Genomic DNA, 18,520 nt, shown 5'->3' on the forward strand with positions numbered 1-18,520 from the left:
TTATGAAAAATCATCAATATCTTCATCATCATCGCTATCTTCTAAGCCTGCAAATTGACGACCTTCATCTTGTAATTGTTCAAATGGGTAGTCTTCTTCTTCGATATCAGCATATTCGATTTTGTTTGGAATTTCAAGCTCTTCTTCTTGTGCATCTTGTTTTTTATGTACTTCTAATTTAACTAATAAACCACGTAATTCATACGCTAAGACGTTAAAGGATTCTGGAGTTCCTGGTTTGGGAATTTTACCACCAGAAATTAAGTTGTTATAAAGGTTGTTACGCCCTTGAATATTGTCAGATTTATAAGTTAGAATTTCAGATAAAACAGAACTAGCTCCAAAAGACTCAAGTGCTCATGTTTCCATTTCTCCAAATCTTTGTCCACCATTTTGTGATTTTCCACCAAGAGGTTGCTGGGTAGTTAGTGAATAAGGACCAACAGAGCGCGCATGCATCTTGTCGTCTACCATGTGTTGTAATTTTAACATGTACATGTAACCAACTGAGACTTTGTTGTCAAAAGGTTGACCTGTAATTCCGTCGTATAGAGTAAATTTACCAGATTCGGGAATCCCAGCTTCACGGAAGAGTTCTTGCATGGTCTCCAATTTGATTCCATCAAAAACTGGAGTTACAAATTTAGTATTTAATTTTTTGGCTGCAAAACCAAGGTGTAGTTCTAAAACTTGACCAATGTTCATCCGCGAAGGCACACCTTGTGGATTTAGTAAAATGTCTACTGGGGTTCCATCTTCTAAAAATGGCATATCTTCAACTGGAAGAACAATGGAAACAACTCCTTTGTTTCCGTGACGTCCGGCCATTTTATCACCAACTTTGATTTTTCTTTTTTGGGCAACAAGAACTTTGACAATCATTCCGACACCGTCTTCTAAGTTGTCACCAAGATCACGAGAAATTATTTGTACATCAATAACAGTTCCGCCTTCACCGTGTTTTACTCGCAGTGAAGTGTCTTTTTGTTGTAAAGTTTTTTTACCCCAAATAGCTGACATTAATTTGTCTTCTGGTGTTGGATTATCTTCTCCTTTTGGTGAGGTACGACCAACAAGAATGTCCCCGGTGTTAACCTCAGATCCAATTCGAACAATTCCATTTGCATCAAGGTGGGCTTTTGAACGATTAGATGAGTTAGGAAGATCGGCTGTTAAAATGTCGTTTCCGGCTTTGGAAGAACGGAATTTAATTGTTTGCTCTTGAATATGAATGGAAGTAAAGACATCATCTTTAACTAATTTTTCACTAATAATAATAGCATCTTCATAGTTATAACCATATCAGGTAGAAAAAGCAACTAAAACATTTTTACCTAAAGCTAGTTCACCATTATCAGTTGAAGGTCCATCACAAATTAAGTCACCTTTGTTAATAGTTTGGCCAACTTTGACAATTGGATGCTGAATAATCAATGTTTCTTGATTAGATTTTTCAAAATAACGTAGGAAATATGTATGTTGTTTGTCTTCATAGTCAGTAATAACAATTTTTTTGGCATCAACAAAGCTGACAACACCGTCGACTTCAGAGCGAATGTTAGTAGAAGAATAAAGGGCAACATCAGATTCAATTCCTGTTGCTACTAAAGGTGCTTCGGATTTTAAAAGTGGCACTGCTTGACGCTGCATGTTAGAACCCATCAAAGCACGGTTAGCATCGTTGTTTTCTAAGAAAGGAATCGCACTTGCTGAAATTGAAGTCATTTGCATAGAAGAAACATCGATGTAATCGACTTGACTAGCATCGACAACTAAATAAGTTTGATTTTTTCTTACTGTTACTTTATCAGCAATAATTTCGTTTTTTTCGTTGATTGCAATTGAAGATTGAGCAAAAGCTAAACCAAATTCTTCAGCTGCTGTCAATCAGTGCGGTTTAGAATAATCTACTACTTTATTGGTAACTTTGTAGTAAGGGGTCAAAATAAATCCATAAGGGTTGGTTTTTGCAAAGACACTAAAGTTGAGAATTAAACCGATATTTTGACCTTCTGGGGTTTCAACAGGACAAATTCGTCCATAGTGAGTAGCATGAACGTCACGAACTTCGAATTGTGCAGTTTCTCTATTAAGACCTCCAGGTCCCAAAGAAGTAACTCTCCGTTTGTTAGCCATTTCTCCTAATGGATTAATTTGTTCCATAAATTGAGATAATTTAGATGAATTGAAAAAGTTTTTAAACTGATTGTAAATAGGTTTATTGTTAATAACAGTTTTAACAGTGATTTTGTCTGATTCTCCCTTAGAAGAAATTTTTTCTTTAGTATTTTTTTCAATTTTACTTAAAGCTATTAAAAACTGATTTTGTAATAATTCACCAACACTTACAATTCTTTTGTTAATTAGTGAATCTGGATCATCATTTTTACCAATGTTGTGAATTATATTAAAGTAATAAGAAACAATGGCGATAACATCTGATATTAACAATATAGTCTCAGTAGAATGCGGATCATTTCCAATTACTAAAACTGGCTCTAATTTTTGAGTCATTGATCTTTTGTTAGGTCAAACTTTAACTTGAATAATGTTGATTCTTTTAGCTAAATCACGATTTCTACTAATTTTTAGTTGATTTCCATAAACACTTTGATCAATACCTTCAACCTGTGACATCGGGAATGTCCCATCTTCAAATTTAGATTGAATGTCTAAGGCCATTTCACGATTAATAAAGGTTCCTTGAGCATAAAGTAGTTGTCCATCTTGATCATAGAGATCTTCAGCTAAATAAGTTTGAATAATTCTATCTATAAGATTTAGTTTGGTATTTAGCATGTAACGGCCAGTTGCTGATAAATTATAGCGACGTTCACTAAAAATTAAAGATGGAATTAGATTTTTGAGACCTTCTTCAGTAATACGGTCATCTTTTCTAATAATTCTATAAATATGTTCTAAGTTATCTTCAGTTTTTTCTAACTTGTGTTTTTTTAGTGACTCTAATAATTCCTCAGAATTACCAAAATATTTTCTAATTGTCTCATTTGTAAAACCAAGAGATTTCAAGAAAGCAATTAGAGGAATATTTTTATGCTTATTAATTCTTATTTTAACAGTATCTACTGTATGACCTGTAACTTTGTGGAAAATTTCGATTCAAAGTCCAAGTTGAGGAATAATTTCCACTTTATTGAAAAGGTCATCTGCTTGTCTATTTCTAACATTTTCACGGAAACAAACACCAGGTGATCTAATTAATTGTGAAATTACAACTTTTTCAAAACCATTAATAATAAAGGTTCCACCATGAGTCATGTAAGGTATTTCACCTAATAAAATTCTATCAGTTTCAACCTCACCGTCTTCAACATGAACCTTAATTAGGGTTGCATAAACTTTACAAACATAAGATTTACCTTTTTGTTTAGCTTCTCTTATGCTTTCATATTCGTTTGTAGGTCTTTCAATCTCTATTGAACCGGGTTGAAATTGAATTTCAAATTTCCCGTTAGTAGAAAAAACAGGGAATATTTTGTTAAAAGCCTCAGTTATACCTTGTTCTAAAAATCATTTGAATGATTCTCTTTGAGAATCTAAAAAATTTGGGGTTTCAAGAGTGTGTTTAGTTTTGGCATAAAATCTTCTTTGAGTTGAAATACCAAATGTTTTTTCTTTAAAAATATGTTCCATAAAGACTCTCCTTGTGCTTGAGTTTAATGCAACCTATAAGTTGTTTTTATTTAAATAGTGTAAAAATGACATTATTAAAATGTCATTTTTTTATAAAGTTGATAAACTCTTATATTAATAATATTTTAAAATTAGTCAATAGAAACTTCAGCACCAGCTTCAGTTAATTTAGCTTTTAATTCTTCAGCTTCCTCAGGTTTAATATTTTCTTTTAATACTGAAGGTGCAGCATCAACTAATTTTTTAGCATCCATTAAGCTTAAATTTAATAACTCTTTAACAACTTTAATAACACCAACTTTTGATGCTCCAGCTGATTTAAGTGTTAACTTAACTTCTGATTTTGTTTCTGCTTGTGCAGGAGCTGCTGCAACTGCAACTGCTGATGGGTCAATTCCAAATTCATCTTTTAATGCTTGAACTAATTCCATCACATCTTTAATTGTCATTTCTTTTAATGATTCAATAAATTGATCTCTTGTAATTTTTGCCATTATGGTATATCCTTGTATTTTTTTAATTTACTTTTTTGATTTATCTTAATATATTATGATTGAAGTTTGTTTTCATCAATTAATAATTGAAGTCCAATTGCAAGTTGTTTCAATCCACCTTGTAGTGATGAAGCAAGCATGGTCAATGCTTCTTCAAAGTTTGGTAGAGTAGCTATTTCTTGAATTTCCGCACTTGAAACAACATGATTTTCATAAATTCCACCTTTCAACACTAAAATAGGTTGATCTTTGGATTTTTTAAAAATGATTTTAGCAGGAGCTATTGCATCTGTGGATCCAAAAGCAAAAAGGTTAGGCCCAACAAGACTATCTGCTAAACCTTCAAAACCTAATTCTTGAGCTGCTATTTTAAAAAGTCTGTTTTTATAAACTTTTACAAAAGTACCTGAACTTTTTAACTCTTTTCTTAAATCTTCAAGTTCATTAACTGTTAGACCACGATATTCTGCAATCGCTAATGAAGAAGAACTTTGCAAAAGTGTTTTAATTTCAGCAACTGTTTGTTCTTTTTTCGCTCTAAATTTGTTCAAATTTGTACCCCTTTCTTAATTTTTTTATAATAAGATGCAATACTTTCTATACATTCAAATAACGAATTAAGCATAAAGTGCAGTTATTATCTCTATGTATTGCAAGTTTGTAATTATATCAAAAAAAGAAAAAAACAAAAACAAAAATATAGCTAAAATATAAAAGCATTTTTAAAAAATTAAAATGTTGTCATTATTGTAAAATTTTCTAAAAAAATCAATAGATTATTAGACAAAAATAGAATACTTTTTTAAGAAAATAAAAAAAATAAAAAACCCTAGGATTAGGGTTTCTAACAAAAATTTAAATAATTTAATAACAAGTTCGGGTTTGCTGAATAAAAATCCCAAAAGGAGTCTTACTACAAGATATGGTGGCTCCGACAGGAATCGAACCAGTGACACACGGTGCTTCAAACCGTTGCTCTACCTACTGAGCTACAGAGCCGTGGCGGTCTAGACGGGGATCGAACCCGCGATCTCCTCCGTGACAGGGAGGCGTATTAGCCACTTTACCACTAGACCATGGTTGCGGAGGTAGGAATTGAACCTACGGCCTTTGGGTTATGAGCCCAACGAGCTACCACTGCTCTACTCCGCTATATGTTTTTTTTTTTTTTGGCGGGCAATGAGGGATTCGAACCCCCGCGGGCTTTAACACCCCTGCCAGTTTTCAAGACTAGTCCCTTCAGCCTCTTGGGTAATTGCCCTTTTGGTGGACTCAACTGGACTCGAACCAGTGACCGACCGGTTATGAGCCGGTTGCTCTAACCAACTGAGCTATAAGTCCAATGAATTTTAATTTTTATGGTGGCTCCAAAGAGACTTGAACTCTTGACCTTCCGGGTATGAACCGGACGCTCTAGCCAGCTGAGCTATAGAGCCATAAATGGTGGAGAGGAAGGGAGTCGAACCCTCTACCTCCTGCGTGCAAAACAGGCGCTCTAGCCAGATGAGCTACCCCCCCAAAATGGTGAAGAAGACAGGATTCGAACCTGCGACCACTACGTCCCAAACGTAGCGCTCTACCAAGCTGAGCTACTTCTCCAAAATAATTTTATATTGGTGTAAAATGCAAAATTAATTATACTATATTTTTAAAAAATTAAAATAAATTAATAATGATTTTTATTTTTTAGCTCAACTAATTTAAAAAACATTATAATTATATAATAGATATGAACTTTTTAGAAATTTTTTTTAATATTATTTTTATTTTAATAGGTTATTTAATTGGATCTATAAACTTTTCTATCACTTTTTCAAAAATAGAATATACTGATGATATTAGAAAATATGGTTCAAAAAATGCTGGTTCAACCAACATGTTGCGCGTGTATGGGAAGACCATGGGTTTAATGACTTTGATTGCTGATGCTTTTAAAGCCTATTTAAGTGTTTTAATTTCTTTTTTATTTATGTTTTTCGTTCCTGGTTTAGAATCATTAATTCCGATTTTAGCAGGATTGGGAGCTGTTGTTGGTCATATTTGGCCAGTATGACATAAATTTAAAGGCGGAAAGGGTGCAGCATGTATTTTAGGTTGTTTAATGGCAAGTAATCTTTTAATAATAATTATAGGTGCGATAATTTTTATTACGATAGTAGTTTGGAGTCGCTATGTTTCTTTAGCTTCAATTATTAGCCCAATAATACTAGCGCTAATTTTATTAACACCTTGAATGACATATGGAATATTAGGATTTTTAAACAATAAAAGTCAAGCATTTTATACAAATTCAATAGTTATCTTAGTAGCGCAATTATTTGTCATTTTTGCCCACCGCTCTAACATAATTCGCTTGTGAAAAGGTAATGAAGCAAAATTAAATTTAAAGAGAAATATTAAATAAATAATATTTAACACAATATTATGATTGTAGTGTTGTAATTTCTTTATTTTTATAGGTTTTCTACATTTTAGTCTTCTAGAAAACTTTAATTAATTCTTATAAATTTATCATTTATATTATTGAATTTTTTTCTCATCTAATCTTTAATAATTAGTTTGTAATAATCTTTGTTTTCTTATTTGATGATTTATTTGTATTCAAATGTTTTTCATCATATTTTTTAGTTAACTTTCTTAGAAAAAAACTTTATTTGACTAGCTAATTTACTATATAAAATAAATATTTTTAAACCTTTTATTTTATATATTTACAGTTTCTTTTTTTGTATATATTTAGATATTTTTTTATTTGAATTTTATCTATCATTTAAAAAATTGACCAGCTTCTTTGAAAAAAAAAAAAAAGTATAATGTAATTGGCTCAAGATTTATCTTGAGTTAAAAGAAAGGAGATGGAATTATGAGTCATTTTAATTTTGGCCCTAATGATCGAAGATCTAATGATCAACGATCAGATTCTATGAATCCAAACAATTCTAATTACAAGGATTCACAGGATAATAGATCAAACCAATTAAATCCAAACCATTCTGAATATAAAAGATAGTTTGGATTTTAAAAAAAGCCCAACATAGCAAAATAGAACTATGTTGGGCTTTTAAATTAAATGTGGCCTTGCTTGCGTAAAGTTTTTTTAGTTTTAGCACTAACTTTTAGTTTGATTTTTTGACCACTACTTGTTGTTATCACAACTTTTTGAAGGTTTAAATTAAATTTTCTTTTGGTTGCATTTAATGCATGTGAACGGTTGTTACCGCTTAAAGGTCCTTTAAAAGTTAAATCGTCTCTACGTGCCATATTTTAATCTCTTTCTTTTGCTACTTTATTTTTTGCATCACGTGCTAATTTAACAATTTGTGCAAAAGCTTCTTCGTGATGAATTGCTAATTCAGACAACATTTTTCTATTAATATCAATTTCTGCAAGTTTAATACCATTCATTAATTGTGAATATGTCATCCCATAATTGCGGGAAGCGGCATTAATTCTACTAATTCAAAGTTTACGAAAATCTCTTTTAACTTGTTTACGGTCACGAAATGCGTAAGTTCATGATTTTACAACTGCTTGTTTTGCAACTTTGTAACCTATGGATTTATGACCTCAATAACCTTTAGCTAATTTGAGTCATTTTTTTCTTCTTTGTCTAGTAACTGTACCACCTTTTACTCTCATAATAAGTCTCCTTTAATTGATTATATTAAGTCTTTAATTCTTTTAAAGTCTGAAGAGTGTTGTGTTGTTGCTTTTCGAGACTGTCTTTTTTGTTTGGTTGATTTACTTTGTGCTAAATGTGAGCGATAAGCATGTTTGTGTTTAATTTTTCCAGATGCAGTTACTTTAATTCTTTTAGTAATTGCTGATTTGGTTTTAGATTTAATTTTAGGCATCTTGATTTTCTCGCATTTCTTTTTCAATTTCTAACAATTCTTTAAGTTGTTTTGAAGAGGTGATTTTTGGAATTTTTTTCTTGTCTCTTTCAAGGTGCATATTTAAAAAATTACCACTTTGATTAACTTCTTTGCTTTGTTTTGCAATGAATTTTACTTCTTCAAAAAATGAGTCAAGAACTTGTTTTCCTTGCTCAATTTTAGTAATTTCTCGCCCGCGGAAACGTAGTGCAACTTTGACACGATCTCCATCTAGTAAGAATTCTTTGGCTTTTTTGGCTTTAATTTTAATATCTTGTAAATTAATATTAAAGGATATTCGAATTTCGCGATTATTAGTAAAAGATTGCTTTTCTTTTTCAAGTTTTTTCTTTTTCTTACTATCATAACGAAACTTACCATAATCAAGAATTTTAGCAACAGGGATTTTGACAACTTTTTCATCGTCTTCTTTATCTTTTATCTCTTTAATGGCAATCAAAACTAAATCCATACCTTTATTTTTGGCCATTTTTACAGCTTCATCTGTTGACATTTTTCCTATTTTTTCATTATCAGAATCAATAACAAAAACAAAAGGGAAACGGATATTTTCATTAATTTGATGTTCTTGAGTTGGTTTTGAACGAGAAAAATTTTTTAAGTTCAATATAAAACTTTCTCCTTAAATTTTATTCATCTCTCAATCATAAAATAAAAAAAGCGATATGAATCGCTTAATTGACAAAATATATTTTAAATATTGTCAGGCTGAACCTACAGTCATTTGACCATCAGGTGAGAGCGAATCTTCTTTCTGCAATATAAAATTGCTATAAATATTATAATATATTTAACTTTTTTTAAAAGCAAAAACCTTAAATTTATAACGCGAAATTATTTTTTCTTTTTCCCATGACAAGCGCGACATCTTGCTTGATATTCTTCACTGTCACCGATAAATGTTTGTTCTTTAGAGTTTATTATTCGTGCACTTGTGGTAGCTGCTCTTTTACAAATATTGCAAATGGCTTGTAATTTGGTTACACTTTCAGCTAGTGCCATTAATTGGGGTAGTGGGCCAAAAGGATTTCGAGCATAATCTTGATCAAGGCCACTAGCAATTACTCGAATACCTTTATTTGCTAAATCATCTAGATATTTGATGATTTCATTTTCAAAAAATTGAATTTCATCAACAGCTATTGCTTGATAATCGCCTTGTTCAAAAAGTGCTTTAATTTCTTGTGTATCCTGAACATTAAATGTGGGAATACGAGCACCTGATCGCGAAACAATTTCATGAGTTGTTCAGCGATCATCAATTTTAGGTTTAACCACTAAAGTGTTGATATTTGCATAAGAAAGTGTTCGCACACGCTTAATTAGCTCATCAGATTTGCCAGAAAACATCGGCCCAGTAATTACTTCAATGATACCTTCAAAAAATTTTTTATACATCAATTTAGCCTTTCTTAGTTTGTTTTTTGTTCGCTCTTATAAGTGTATAACAAAAATGTATAAAAACAATTTATTTTAAAGATTTATCATAAGGGATACCTAAAAACTTAGGTGCAAAATCACGTTTAGAACTAATAGCAAGAACAATTAATGTGATTAAATAAGGGCTAATGTAAATAATGTTGGAATAATCTCTTAATGCTTCAAAGACCCCAGTTCCAGTTCCAATATTAATAGAAAGAGAATATAAGAAAGAAAATAGTAATGCTGCACCAACAATAGGAAGGGTTTTTCAACGTCCCATAATTAAAATAATCAAGGATAAAAAGCCTAAACCACCGACATTGCCAACAAAAGTTGATGTTGCATATTGAAAGTAAATACCTCCTGCTAAACCAGCAATAAAACCAGAAATTAAAACCCCGATTCATTTAATTTTATTCACATTGATTCCAGCAGCAGCAGCAGCATGGGGATTTTCACCAACAGCAGCAAAATGAAGTCCTCATCTAGATTTTTTAAAGACGATATAAATAACTACTATCATTGCTAAAGTTAGAAATAATTTAAATGAAATGATATTAGTTCAATCATTTTGGATATCAGCTCCAACTGTGAGCTCATTAACTGGTGAGTTAAATTTTTGTTGATTAACACCAAAAATTTTAATAAAAATAACTGAAATTGCAACCGCTAATAAATTCATAGCCACACCAGAAATGATGTGATTTCCCTTTAATTTTATAGTGATAAAGCCGTGTAAGACTGCAAAAAGAGCAGTCAAAGTTGCACTAAAAGGTAAAAGAAAAAGTTGCATTCACATTGAAGGATTTTGGATTTGTTGACCTAGTAAACCATAGAAAGTAGCTCCTATAATCATCATCCCGTCAATTGCAATATTAACAGTTCCGGATTTTTCACTAAAGAAACCGGCAAAGGCACCAATTAGTAGTACACAAAAGAAGACTATAAAATATGTAATTATTGGAATTATAACCATTATAAGTCCTTTCTTGTTTTAGATTTTTTTATTATTTTGTCTTTAAAAGAGCAACTAAAATTAGCGTTTTCTTTAATTAATTTTGCTCTAATTGATAGAAAATTCCTTCTATTTTCAGCAATTTTTTGTTTATGTAAGTTGAAATTATTTTTTAAATCATAATAACCAAGATCTTTTAGTTTTTGGTTACTTTCTCTGCGATAAAGTGCAAGTTTTTCAAAATATTGCAACTTTTCATCAGTTGTGCTATTCTTATTTAAGACAAGTGAAAAGTTATTTTTAATGTCTTTTTTAATTATTTTTCATTTATCTTTTAAATTAGATATATTAGATTTTGCAATCTTTTTTTCAACAAAATATAGCTGAATTTGCCAAATCTGAATTTTTATATATTTAGCAAGAATAGAAGAACTATTTTCATCAAAATCATTGATGTAATGAGTGAGTTTTTTTGTTAAAAATTCTTGTTTTTCGTATAAATTTATAGGTTTTACGAGTTTTTGTTTTTTTAGTACTTGATCTAATTTTTTAATACTTTGTTTACCAAAATACCTTTTTGTTTTTCACAAAATCAACAACTCTTTTAATTTAGCAATAGGTTTAAAATCTAAAAAGATAGTAGAAATTGCTGAAAGATATATGATAAGACCAACAAAAACTTGTGAAGTTTGGCTATCTAAACCAGAATAACCAAAAACTTGCAAGGAAGAAGAACCAAAATAAATAATTGAATAGAAAAGTGAAGAAAAAATTATTCCAATTGGTGAATTAAATGCTAATAGAGAAACTAAAATAGTATTAAAACCTTCTGGAAGTGGTCCTGAATCTAAAAACATATTTTGTTTATTAAAAACATATCATAAAAATCCACCAACACCAGCTAGCATTCCTGAAAAACCCATAGTGTAAATAATAACTTTCTTTTCAGAAATACCACTATAGAGTGCAACATTTTTATTTTGACCTATAATTTTAATTTTTAATCCAATGTTTGTTTTTTCAACAACAAATCATATTCCTAAAATAGCTATAATAATTAAAACTAAAATTAAAATTGCAAAGCCAGAAGTGTTGTAAAAAGAAGAACTAAAAGCTGGATCATTAATACTAATTGAAGTATTTGGTGAACTATTGTTAAAAAACTCAAATTTATCAGATTTTATTTCTATAAAAAATTTAGAAATATAGTAAATAATTCAATTGATGAGAATAGTTGATATAACCTCGTTGGTTCTAAAATAAACCTTAAGAATACCTACAACTGTCCCAATCAGAGCACTGGAACTAATACCAATTATAGCTCCTAAAAATAGTCGGCTATGAACACTCAAATTCTTCAAATTAAACATAATAAGAAGAGAAAACAAGCCTGAAATCATCATTTGACCAGGAATACCTATGTTAAACAAACCAGCTTTAAAAGCTACTCCGACACCTACACTAGCCACTAAAAAAACTACTAAAGTTAAAACAAAATTTCTTTGTTGAAAAGGAGAAAAAGCAATATCAAAAATCATTTGTTTAAAGACCAGGAAAGGATTATAACCAAAAGATCCGATAAAAATAGAGGAAAGAATTAAGCCAAAAAATATAGCTCATAAAGAAGAATATATTTTTTGAATAGCGGTTTTTTGTGTATAACCAAAGTGAAATTTTTTAAACTTGGTTAAAAAATTATTGCTCATAAATACCTCCCATTAATAATCCGATTTGATTTCGATCAATTTCATTTCTTTTAAATTTTTTACTTATTTGTCCTTTATTCATAACAATAATTGAATCGGCTAGTGACAATACTTCATCAAGTTCAAAAGAAATTAATAAAATTGTTTTATTTTGTTTTTTTTCTTGCAAAATTGCTTCGTGAATTAAGTTAATTGCTCCAATATCAAGCCCCCGTGTAGGTTGAATTATAACTAAAATTTCATGTGGCGATAACATCTCACGAGCAACTACAGCTTTTTGCTGATTTCCACCAGAGAGCAAACGAATATTTTTAATTCCTTGCTCGTCACCTCTTACATCAAATTCTTTAACCATTTTCTTATAAAATGATTTTACAGCTTGTGGCTTTATATAACTATGTTTGATAAATTCTTTACTATTTAGGCTTCTTAGTATTGAATTATCTAAATTATTCATATCTAAAACAACGCCATATTTGTGTCGATCTCCAGGAACATAAGAGATTAAATCTTTTCTTTTGGCAACACTTAAATGGGTTAACTCAATAGGTTGGTTGTCTGAATCATAAGCAATTATCTTACCTGAGTTTGGTTTAATAATACCATTGATGACAAACTCAAGCTCTTCTTGACCATTACCTTCAATTCCAGCAATTGCTAAAATTTCACCTTTATAAATATCAAAGGAAATATTGGAAATTTCCTTATGATGTTTAGCAGAAATATTTTCTAAAGAAAGTCCGATTTGACTAAAATTGTTATCTTGATTATTTTTGGCCATAACTACTTTTTGACCAACCATTGCAGTTGATAAATCTTCAATTTCAATGTTTTCTAGTGAATCAAAAGTAGTGACAACTTTACCATGACGCAGCACAGTGGCACTATCAGCAACAGATTTGACTTCATTTAGCTTATGGGAAATAAAAATAATAGTTTTACCATTTTGCACAAAAACTTTTAAAATTTGCAAAAAAGCTTCAATTTCTTGTGGATTTAAAACCGCAGTTGGCTCATCAAAAATTAAAATTTCAGCATCTCGATATAATACTTTTAAAATTTCAATTTTCTGTTGTGTGGCAACATTGGCATCCGCAGTTTTTTGATTTAAATCAAAATGAAGTGAATACTTATCTTGTAAAATTTCTATTTTAGTTTTAGCAGTTTGAAAATCTATAAAACCTTTGTTATGAATTTCGTTTCCTAAAATGATATTTTCTAAATTAGTATAATCACCTACTAATTTAAAATGTTGGTGTACCATCCCTATTCCTAATTCACCAGCTTCATTTGGATTGTTAATAAAAGAATTAACTCCATAAATTTTAATAACTCCTGAATCTAGTGTATAAATTCCGAATAAAGAAGACATTAAAGTTGATTTTCCAGCCCCGTTCTCACCTATAATTGCATGAATTGTATTATGTTTAATTTTAATATTAATGTTATCGTTGGCATAAAATTCACCAAATTTTTTGGTTGCATTTATAAACTCAATCGCATAATGTGTATTATTCATATTACAAAATTACTAATGAAAATAAAATTCTGGAATTAAACCAGAATTTTATTATAATAGCGATATTATTTGTTAATTTCCTGTATCAATTCACTGAGAATGGTTGAGCCTTGTCCAGGGGTAGCTGTTTTGATTTTTAAGGTAGTTTTAACTTCGGATTCTTTTGAATTAGTTAGTTGTTTAAATTTGTCAACAGCTTTTTTAATTGAAGCTTCAGCTAAAGTTTTATCATCACCTGTTAGAGCATTTGGAGAAACATTGGTAAATAAGTCGTGGTAACCTAATTTAACAACACCATTTTTAGAATTAAATTGAAATCCACCAAGTAATTTGGATTCATTTTCTTTAGTAAATAAAGCAGTTGCTACTTGGAAAATAGAGGTTCCTAAACCTTTTTCAACTGAGGTGAAGAATTTTTCTGATTCTCCTGCACCTTTGAAAGTTTTAGATTGATCTACATCAACACCAATGACATATTTATCTGATTTTCCCTTAATTGCGTTTAGTACATTTTGAGTTTGTGGACCTGCTGCGGGGAAGATGATAGTTGGATCACCAGCATTTGAAATTGAAGAAATTTTAGTTACTGATTCAGCAGCTGAAGCATTAAAACCAGTGGTAAGATCAATTGTTGATGAACTTACTTTAGTTTTTTTGCTTGCATTTTCTTCATTGTAAGCTTTAACCCCTGTTAAAAATCCAACAATGAAATCAGTAACAGCTGGGAAATCACCACCACCAAATGATGTTAATTTTCTTTTATTTTCATCATTTGGATATTTAGCTGCTAGAAAATCAGCAGCTGCATATCCGGCAATTCATGCACCTTCTTCAACATTATATTGAATTGAGATCATTCTTCCGTTTGGAATTGAGCTGTCCGTTGCTTGTGCTCAGTCAATTCCAATAATTATAATGTTTTTAGTTTTAAAGCTTTCAAGGTTATTACCCTGTTTTAATCAGGTTTCGATTGCATTACCATGTTGGAATCCTGAAAGAACTCATACATTTGCTTCAGTAACTAGTAAACTAGTATATGTTTGTGATAGGTTAGCTGTTGCAAAATCAATGTGTCTTTGTTTTGCGTTGTCTTTAGTTAAGGACACAAATTTTTTGATTGCTTCAAAACTTGATTGATTAAATGAGCCATCAAAAACTGTTCCATCGGCAGTAACCAATGCAAAATTAGTTTTGAAATGTTTGTTATTATCTTGGGCTGTAGTTTCAATTTTAGCTTTGTTATCTTGAGCTAATTTATCAACAGCTGGTTGGGAAAATCCTGTTCCTTGATCTTGAGTAGCGCCTTCTTTTTCCTTAGAAGGTGTTTGATTATTAGGAGTTCCACACGCTACTAGTGCAATTCCACTTAGAGGGACTAGTAGACCTAGTCCAAAAAATTTTTTAATTTTTTTCATCTGTTCTCTTTCCATAAACTAATTTAATATATTCTTATTTTACAATAAAAAACCTGCAATTTCAAAATAAATAGCAACTTTTTCAATTTTTGAATTTTTTGACAAAAAATAGCAAATTTATTTTGATAATTTTTTAAATTTAAAAAACACCAATTAGCATGGTGTTTAAATATTCATTGAATTTTTATAAATATTTTTCAGGATGAAGTTGTCTCATTTTTGAAATAAAATCTTTTTTTTCTAAATGACTATATTTGTCATAAAGTTGTCTACATTCTTTCAACTCTTGTAGAGCTCATTCTGTGTTTTGAAATCCAGAAACACTTGTAATACCAACTCTTTTTCAATTTTTGTAATTGGAAAAAAAGTATCTAACACTATCTAGTCATTCTTGTGGAAGATCTTCTAATTTTTGTATGTGATCAAAACGGTAGTCATCGTGGTGAATAGCAATTAATTTAGTGTCTATCTCGCCATCATCAATCATTTGCATCGCGCCTACTATTCTAGCTTGTAAACGCACACCAGGCATAAAAGATTGATTGGAATAAACTAAAACATCTAGCTCGTCGCCATCTCAATCTAGTGTTGATTCTATAGAACCATAATTTGCTGGATAAACAAATTCACCTCTTAAAATACGATCAACTACAAGTTTTTGGCTTTTGCGATCAAACTCATATTTAATGTTTGATTTTGCACTAATTTCAATATCAACATTGATAATATTGTTCATTATAGCCTCCTATTTTTTTAACAAGTCAAGATATCTTAAAGTAGCTAAAAATATTCTTATGGTTGCAAAAAATAAATTTATTCCATATAAGATAGATAATCTTAACATAATACGATTTAAGTTTTCATCATCAGCATAATTAGCTAAAATGTAACTACCTTGATTTCTGATTTGTCAAAATTGGTAACCAATCATTAAAACAGAAATTCCAAAACCTAGCGCTAAATAAATGGTAGTTAAAAGGCTATTAAATACAAAAAGTGAAGTAATACCTATAATAACTTCGACTACAATTCCTAATATTAATAGTGGTACTAATTTACCAAAATTAATAATTTTGTAATAACCTAAAAGACCCATAAATATAGTAATTCCGCCTGTTGCAAAAAAAGCAATTAAAATATTTGCAGCTTGCCCTCTTGCTATATATTGAGCAAAAACAAAAGGTAAAAAGATGGAATTTGATAGTATTAAAATAAAGTATAAAGTAGCCAAAACGGCTGTGTGAGGCTTTTGTTTTAAAGCCGTTTTTGATATAAAAAAGAAAATTCCTATATTTAATACAATTGTCACAATAAATATTATTATTAACCTGATGTCGAGTTTTTTTCCGCCAATACCAACAATATCTAAATACAATTTAAATAATCGTGGTGAGGAAATAATAGCAAAACTTAAAATTGCAATCAAAGCAATTGCTGATCCTAGCCACATTAAAGAGTAAGCTAGAAGCTTGTCTGTTTTAATTTTGGTATCTGTTGATACCATGTTGTAAGTTATTCTATTAGATCTAAAATTTAACATTTTTACTTCCTTTCATTAACAACTTTTTTTAATTTTATTAATCAGTGATTTAATCCACCTTTTGTCTTTATTATATTATAGTCTTTTTTTAAAATATTGGCAATATCTTGTAAGCTATATTCAGGATTTTCTTTTCTAATTTTAAAAAAAGTTAGCTCTTCATTACTAAAACGAAATTCTAAGTTGTTTTCTTGGATGTAATGAAAATAAGAAATGTGCTTACGAGCAGCTTCGACAAGTCTTTTCGTATTGAAAAAATCAAAATTTACTAATCTATTACTGTTTAGTTTAAAATCGCGATTTAATCTTGTTTCTTCAAGTTGCCAACTGTGTTCAACAGCGCCTATAATTTGTAAAAAAAAGATAATTTGATCAATTTTTTTTAAGTAAATAATATTTTTATTATTTCGTACAATACTGTGAAAATCAACTTCCAAGTTGTTGAGTTTCAAAAGGTTAACAATCTTTTGAAAGCGCTCAAAATTCATAAAACTAATTTCTAGATGATAAGTTTTAGCTTTTGGACTAGAAGTTGAGCCACCACCTAAAAATAGTCCGGCAAAAAAAGATTGAATGTCAGCTGGTTGGCTTTCAATATCAACATCTTTTTGTCGAACCACAATTCAGTTTCTATTAGCTTGCGCTCAAAAAAATTGAATATTTTTTGAGCGCAACAATTCTCTTATTGTTTCAGAAATTATACTTTTATTTAATCTTATTATATATAAGTGTTCATTTTCGAATCTAGAAGATGTAAAAATCAAACCCTGCAATAAAGAAAGTGTTTTTTTCTTACTTAATTTATTGTTTAGAATTTCTATTTTTACACTTTGGCTAAAACTCATTTTGAACAACCTTTTTTTCAAAAAATAAAAAAAAGCAACTTCCTATTTTCCTATTTCTAGTATCGTCGGCGTTAAAAGGCTTAACTACTGAGTTCGGAATGGTATCAGGTGATCCCTTTTGCTATCGTTGCTTATGTACAATATTATACACTAAAAAAAAATAAACCAAGAAAATTTTTTATTTTTTTTTATATTTTTCTTGTTTGGGGCAAAAAAGCACCTATTTGCGGGCTTGTTGGAAGCAAAAAACAAGAAAAATAATAAATTTTAGAAACAAATTTGTGTTTTATTTTCATAATTTTATTACTATTTTGCTATTTTGATTCTAATTTTTCAAGAGCACTAGTCACATCACCGATTCTACCAATTATAGTTAATTCATCTTCTTTATATATAATAGTGTTTCCAGAAGGTAGCAATATGTCATTATTTCTTTTGATAATAACAATGTTAACCCCGAATTTGCTTAAATTAACTTCTTTAATAGTCTTATTGATAAATTGTGGCGAGCGAACTATGGTGCTACCAATGAAAAATCCACCAGAGACTTCTTTTAGTGTATCAGCGTAGTTTAAAAATTCATTATTAACTGTAAGAAGAGCCATTTTAATTCCTGCTTCTTCTTCAGGACTAATAATTCAATCAACTCCAATTTGCTTGAGCACTCGAGCATGTCTTTTGTTGACAGCACGGGCTACAATTTTTAAATTATATTGCTGATCACGATTAATTTCATTTTTTAGTTCCAAGATAGTAGCAATAATTTCTGCGTTGTTAGAAGTAGTTACAATTACGGTATCAATATCTTCTAGGCCTACCTCAGATCTCATAGTTTCAATGTCACTAGCATCCATTATTATTGGATTGATAGTAGCAAAACTTCTTATAAATTTTAGATTGTCTTCTTGCTTATCAATGACAATAATATTATGATTTGCATGTGCTAATTCTTCAATAGCGGCTCGACCTAGTCGACCAGCGCCAATTACACAAATATTTGATTTTTTCATTTGCTTATATTTTAAAACAAAAAAAGAAAAATAACAATTTTATGTTTATTTTTGTTATCTAGTT

At 30.0% G+C, this 18,520-nt stretch carries 18 protein-coding genes, 8 tRNA genes and 1 rRNA gene; 2 read left to right on the forward strand and 25 right to left on the reverse strand.

Annotation, left to right across the window (positions count from 1 at the left end; translation table 4 throughout):
• From rpoB to MCJ_RS03305, 11 genes are all read right to left on the reverse strand, one after another.
• Entirely contained in the window at window positions 1–3,654 is a 3,654-nt protein-coding gene (gene rpoB, locus MCJ_RS03255; RefSeq protein ID WP_012751871.1) for a DNA-directed RNA polymerase subunit beta, read from the reverse strand.
• Between the two features lie 131 nt (window positions 3,655–3,785).
• Window positions 3,786–4,148 carry a 50S ribosomal protein L7/L12 gene (rplL, locus tag MCJ_RS03260; RefSeq protein WP_012751872.1) on the reverse strand — a complete coding sequence of 121 codons (363 nt, stop codon included), beginning with the start codon at window positions 4,146–4,148 and terminating at the stop codon, window positions 3,786–3,788.
• A 53-nt stretch (window positions 4,149–4,201) separates the two neighbouring features.
• Window positions 4,202–4,699: a 50S ribosomal protein L10 gene (gene rplJ / locus MCJ_RS03265; protein ID WP_012751873.1), complete on the reverse strand. Its 498-nt coding sequence runs from the start codon at window positions 4,697–4,699 to the stop codon at window positions 4,202–4,204.
• 372 nt (window positions 4,700–5,071) lie between these two features.
• Window positions 5,072–5,147, reverse strand: a tRNA-Phe gene (locus MCJ_RS03270).
• A gap of 1 nt (window position 5,148) precedes the next feature.
• Window positions 5,149–5,224, reverse strand: a tRNA-Asp gene (locus MCJ_RS03275).
• Window position 5,225: 1 nt separating this feature from the next.
• Window positions 5,226–5,300, reverse strand: a tRNA-Met gene (locus tag MCJ_RS03280).
• An 18-nt stretch (window positions 5,301–5,318) separates the two neighbouring features.
• Window positions 5,319–5,409, reverse strand: a tRNA-Ser gene (locus MCJ_RS03285).
• A 3-nt stretch (window positions 5,410–5,412) separates the two neighbouring features.
• Window positions 5,413–5,489 (reverse strand) — tRNA-Ile (locus MCJ_RS03290).
• Window positions 5,490–5,507: 18 nt separating this feature from the next.
• Window positions 5,508–5,584, reverse strand: a tRNA-Met gene (locus MCJ_RS03295).
• 5 nt (window positions 5,585–5,589) lie between these two features.
• Window positions 5,590–5,666: transfer RNA gene (locus tag MCJ_RS03300), tRNA-Ala, on the reverse strand.
• A 4-nt stretch (window positions 5,667–5,670) separates the two neighbouring features.
• A tRNA-Pro gene (locus MCJ_RS03305) sits at window positions 5,671–5,747 on the reverse strand.
• A gap of 130 nt (window positions 5,748–5,877) precedes the next feature.
• Between MCJ_RS03305 and plsY the strand changes: the two genes are divergently transcribed.
• Together plsY and MCJ_RS03720 are read left to right on the forward strand one after the other, a co-directional pair.
• Complete coding sequence (plsY, locus tag MCJ_RS03310; RefSeq protein ID WP_012751874.1) at window positions 5,878–6,552, forward strand: glycerol-3-phosphate 1-O-acyltransferase PlsY; 675 nt, start codon at window positions 5,878–5,880, stop codon at window positions 6,550–6,552.
• A gap of 459 nt (window positions 6,553–7,011) precedes the next feature.
• Window positions 7,012–7,158, forward strand: a complete 147-nt coding sequence (locus tag MCJ_RS03720; RefSeq protein ID WP_012751875.1) for a hypothetical protein — start codon at window positions 7,012–7,014, stop codon at window positions 7,156–7,158.
• Window positions 7,159–7,214: 56 nt separating this feature from the next.
• Here MCJ_RS03720 and rpmB read toward each other — a convergent pair whose 3' ends face one another.
• The 14 genes from rpmB to MCJ_RS03380 all read right to left on the reverse strand — a co-directional run bounded on the left by rpmB (window position 7,215) and on the right by MCJ_RS03380 (window position 18,456).
• Window positions 7,215–7,409 (reverse strand): 50S ribosomal protein L28, encoded by a 195-nt coding sequence (rpmB, locus tag MCJ_RS03315; RefSeq protein WP_012751876.1) that lies wholly within the window; start codon window positions 7,407–7,409, stop codon window positions 7,215–7,217.
• 3 nt (window positions 7,410–7,412) lie between these two features.
• Complete coding sequence (gene rplT / locus MCJ_RS03320; RefSeq protein WP_012751877.1) at window positions 7,413–7,787, reverse strand: 50S ribosomal protein L20; 375 nt, start codon at window positions 7,785–7,787, stop codon at window positions 7,413–7,415.
• A 20-nt stretch (window positions 7,788–7,807) separates the two neighbouring features.
• Entirely contained in the window at window positions 7,808–8,002 is a 195-nt protein-coding gene (rpmI, locus tag MCJ_RS03325; protein ID WP_012751878.1) for a 50S ribosomal protein L35, read from the reverse strand.
• On the reverse strand, window positions 7,995–8,651 hold the full coding sequence (gene infC / locus MCJ_RS03330; protein ID WP_012751879.1) for a translation initiation factor IF-3: 657 nt from the start codon (window positions 8,649–8,651) through the stop codon (window positions 7,995–7,997). The genes rpmI and infC overlap by 8 nt, the downstream gene beginning before the upstream one ends.
• A gap of 227 nt (window positions 8,652–8,878) precedes the next feature.
• A complete protein-coding gene (locus tag MCJ_RS03335) occupies window positions 8,879–9,442 on the reverse strand; it encodes a thymidine kinase (RefSeq protein WP_012751880.1) in 564 nt (187 codons plus the stop codon).
• Between the two features lie 70 nt (window positions 9,443–9,512).
• Window positions 9,513–10,442 carry an ABC transporter permease gene (locus MCJ_RS03340; protein WP_012751881.1) on the reverse strand — a complete coding sequence of 310 codons (930 nt, stop codon included), beginning with the start codon at window positions 10,440–10,442 and terminating at the stop codon, window positions 9,513–9,515.
• A complete protein-coding gene (locus MCJ_RS03345) occupies window positions 10,442–11,959 on the reverse strand; it encodes an ABC transporter permease (RefSeq protein ID WP_162009558.1) in 1,518 nt (505 codons plus the stop codon). Before MCJ_RS03345 ends, MCJ_RS03340 begins: the two co-directional genes overlap by 1 nt.
• Before the next feature lie 157 nt (window positions 11,960–12,116).
• On the reverse strand, window positions 12,117–13,646 hold the full coding sequence (locus MCJ_RS03350; RefSeq protein ID WP_012751883.1) for an ABC transporter ATP-binding protein: 1,530 nt from the start codon (window positions 13,644–13,646) through the stop codon (window positions 12,117–12,119).
• 65 nt (window positions 13,647–13,711) lie between these two features.
• Complete coding sequence (locus MCJ_RS03355) at window positions 13,712–15,061, reverse strand: BMP family ABC transporter substrate-binding protein (RefSeq protein WP_041594559.1); 1,350 nt, start codon at window positions 15,059–15,061, stop codon at window positions 13,712–13,714.
• 184 nt (window positions 15,062–15,245) lie between these two features.
• Window positions 15,246–15,800 carry an inorganic diphosphatase gene (locus MCJ_RS03360; RefSeq protein ID WP_129622011.1) on the reverse strand — a complete coding sequence of 185 codons (555 nt, stop codon included), beginning with the start codon at window positions 15,798–15,800 and terminating at the stop codon, window positions 15,246–15,248.
• Window positions 15,801–15,806: 6 nt separating this feature from the next.
• Entirely contained in the window at window positions 15,807–16,601 is a 795-nt protein-coding gene (locus MCJ_RS03365; protein WP_050731560.1) for a Bax inhibitor-1 family protein, read from the reverse strand.
• A gap of 2 nt (window positions 16,602–16,603) precedes the next feature.
• A complete protein-coding gene (gene whiA / locus MCJ_RS03370; protein WP_012751887.1) occupies window positions 16,604–17,446 on the reverse strand; it encodes a DNA-binding protein WhiA in 843 nt (280 codons plus the stop codon).
• Window positions 17,447–17,475: 29 nt separating this feature from the next.
• Window positions 17,476–17,581 (reverse strand): 5S ribosomal RNA (gene rrf, locus MCJ_RS03375).
• A gap of 179 nt (window positions 17,582–17,760) precedes the next feature.
• Entirely contained in the window at window positions 17,761–18,456 is a 696-nt protein-coding gene (locus MCJ_RS03380; protein ID WP_012751889.1) for a potassium channel family protein, read from the reverse strand.
• Between the last annotated feature and the right edge of the window lie 64 nt (window positions 18,457–18,520).

The sequence above is a fragment of the Mesomycoplasma conjunctivae genome (assembly GCF_000026765.1).
GTDB classification, from domain to species: Bacteria; Bacillota_I; Bacilli_A; order Mycoplasmatales; family Metamycoplasmataceae; genus Mesomycoplasma; species Mesomycoplasma conjunctivae.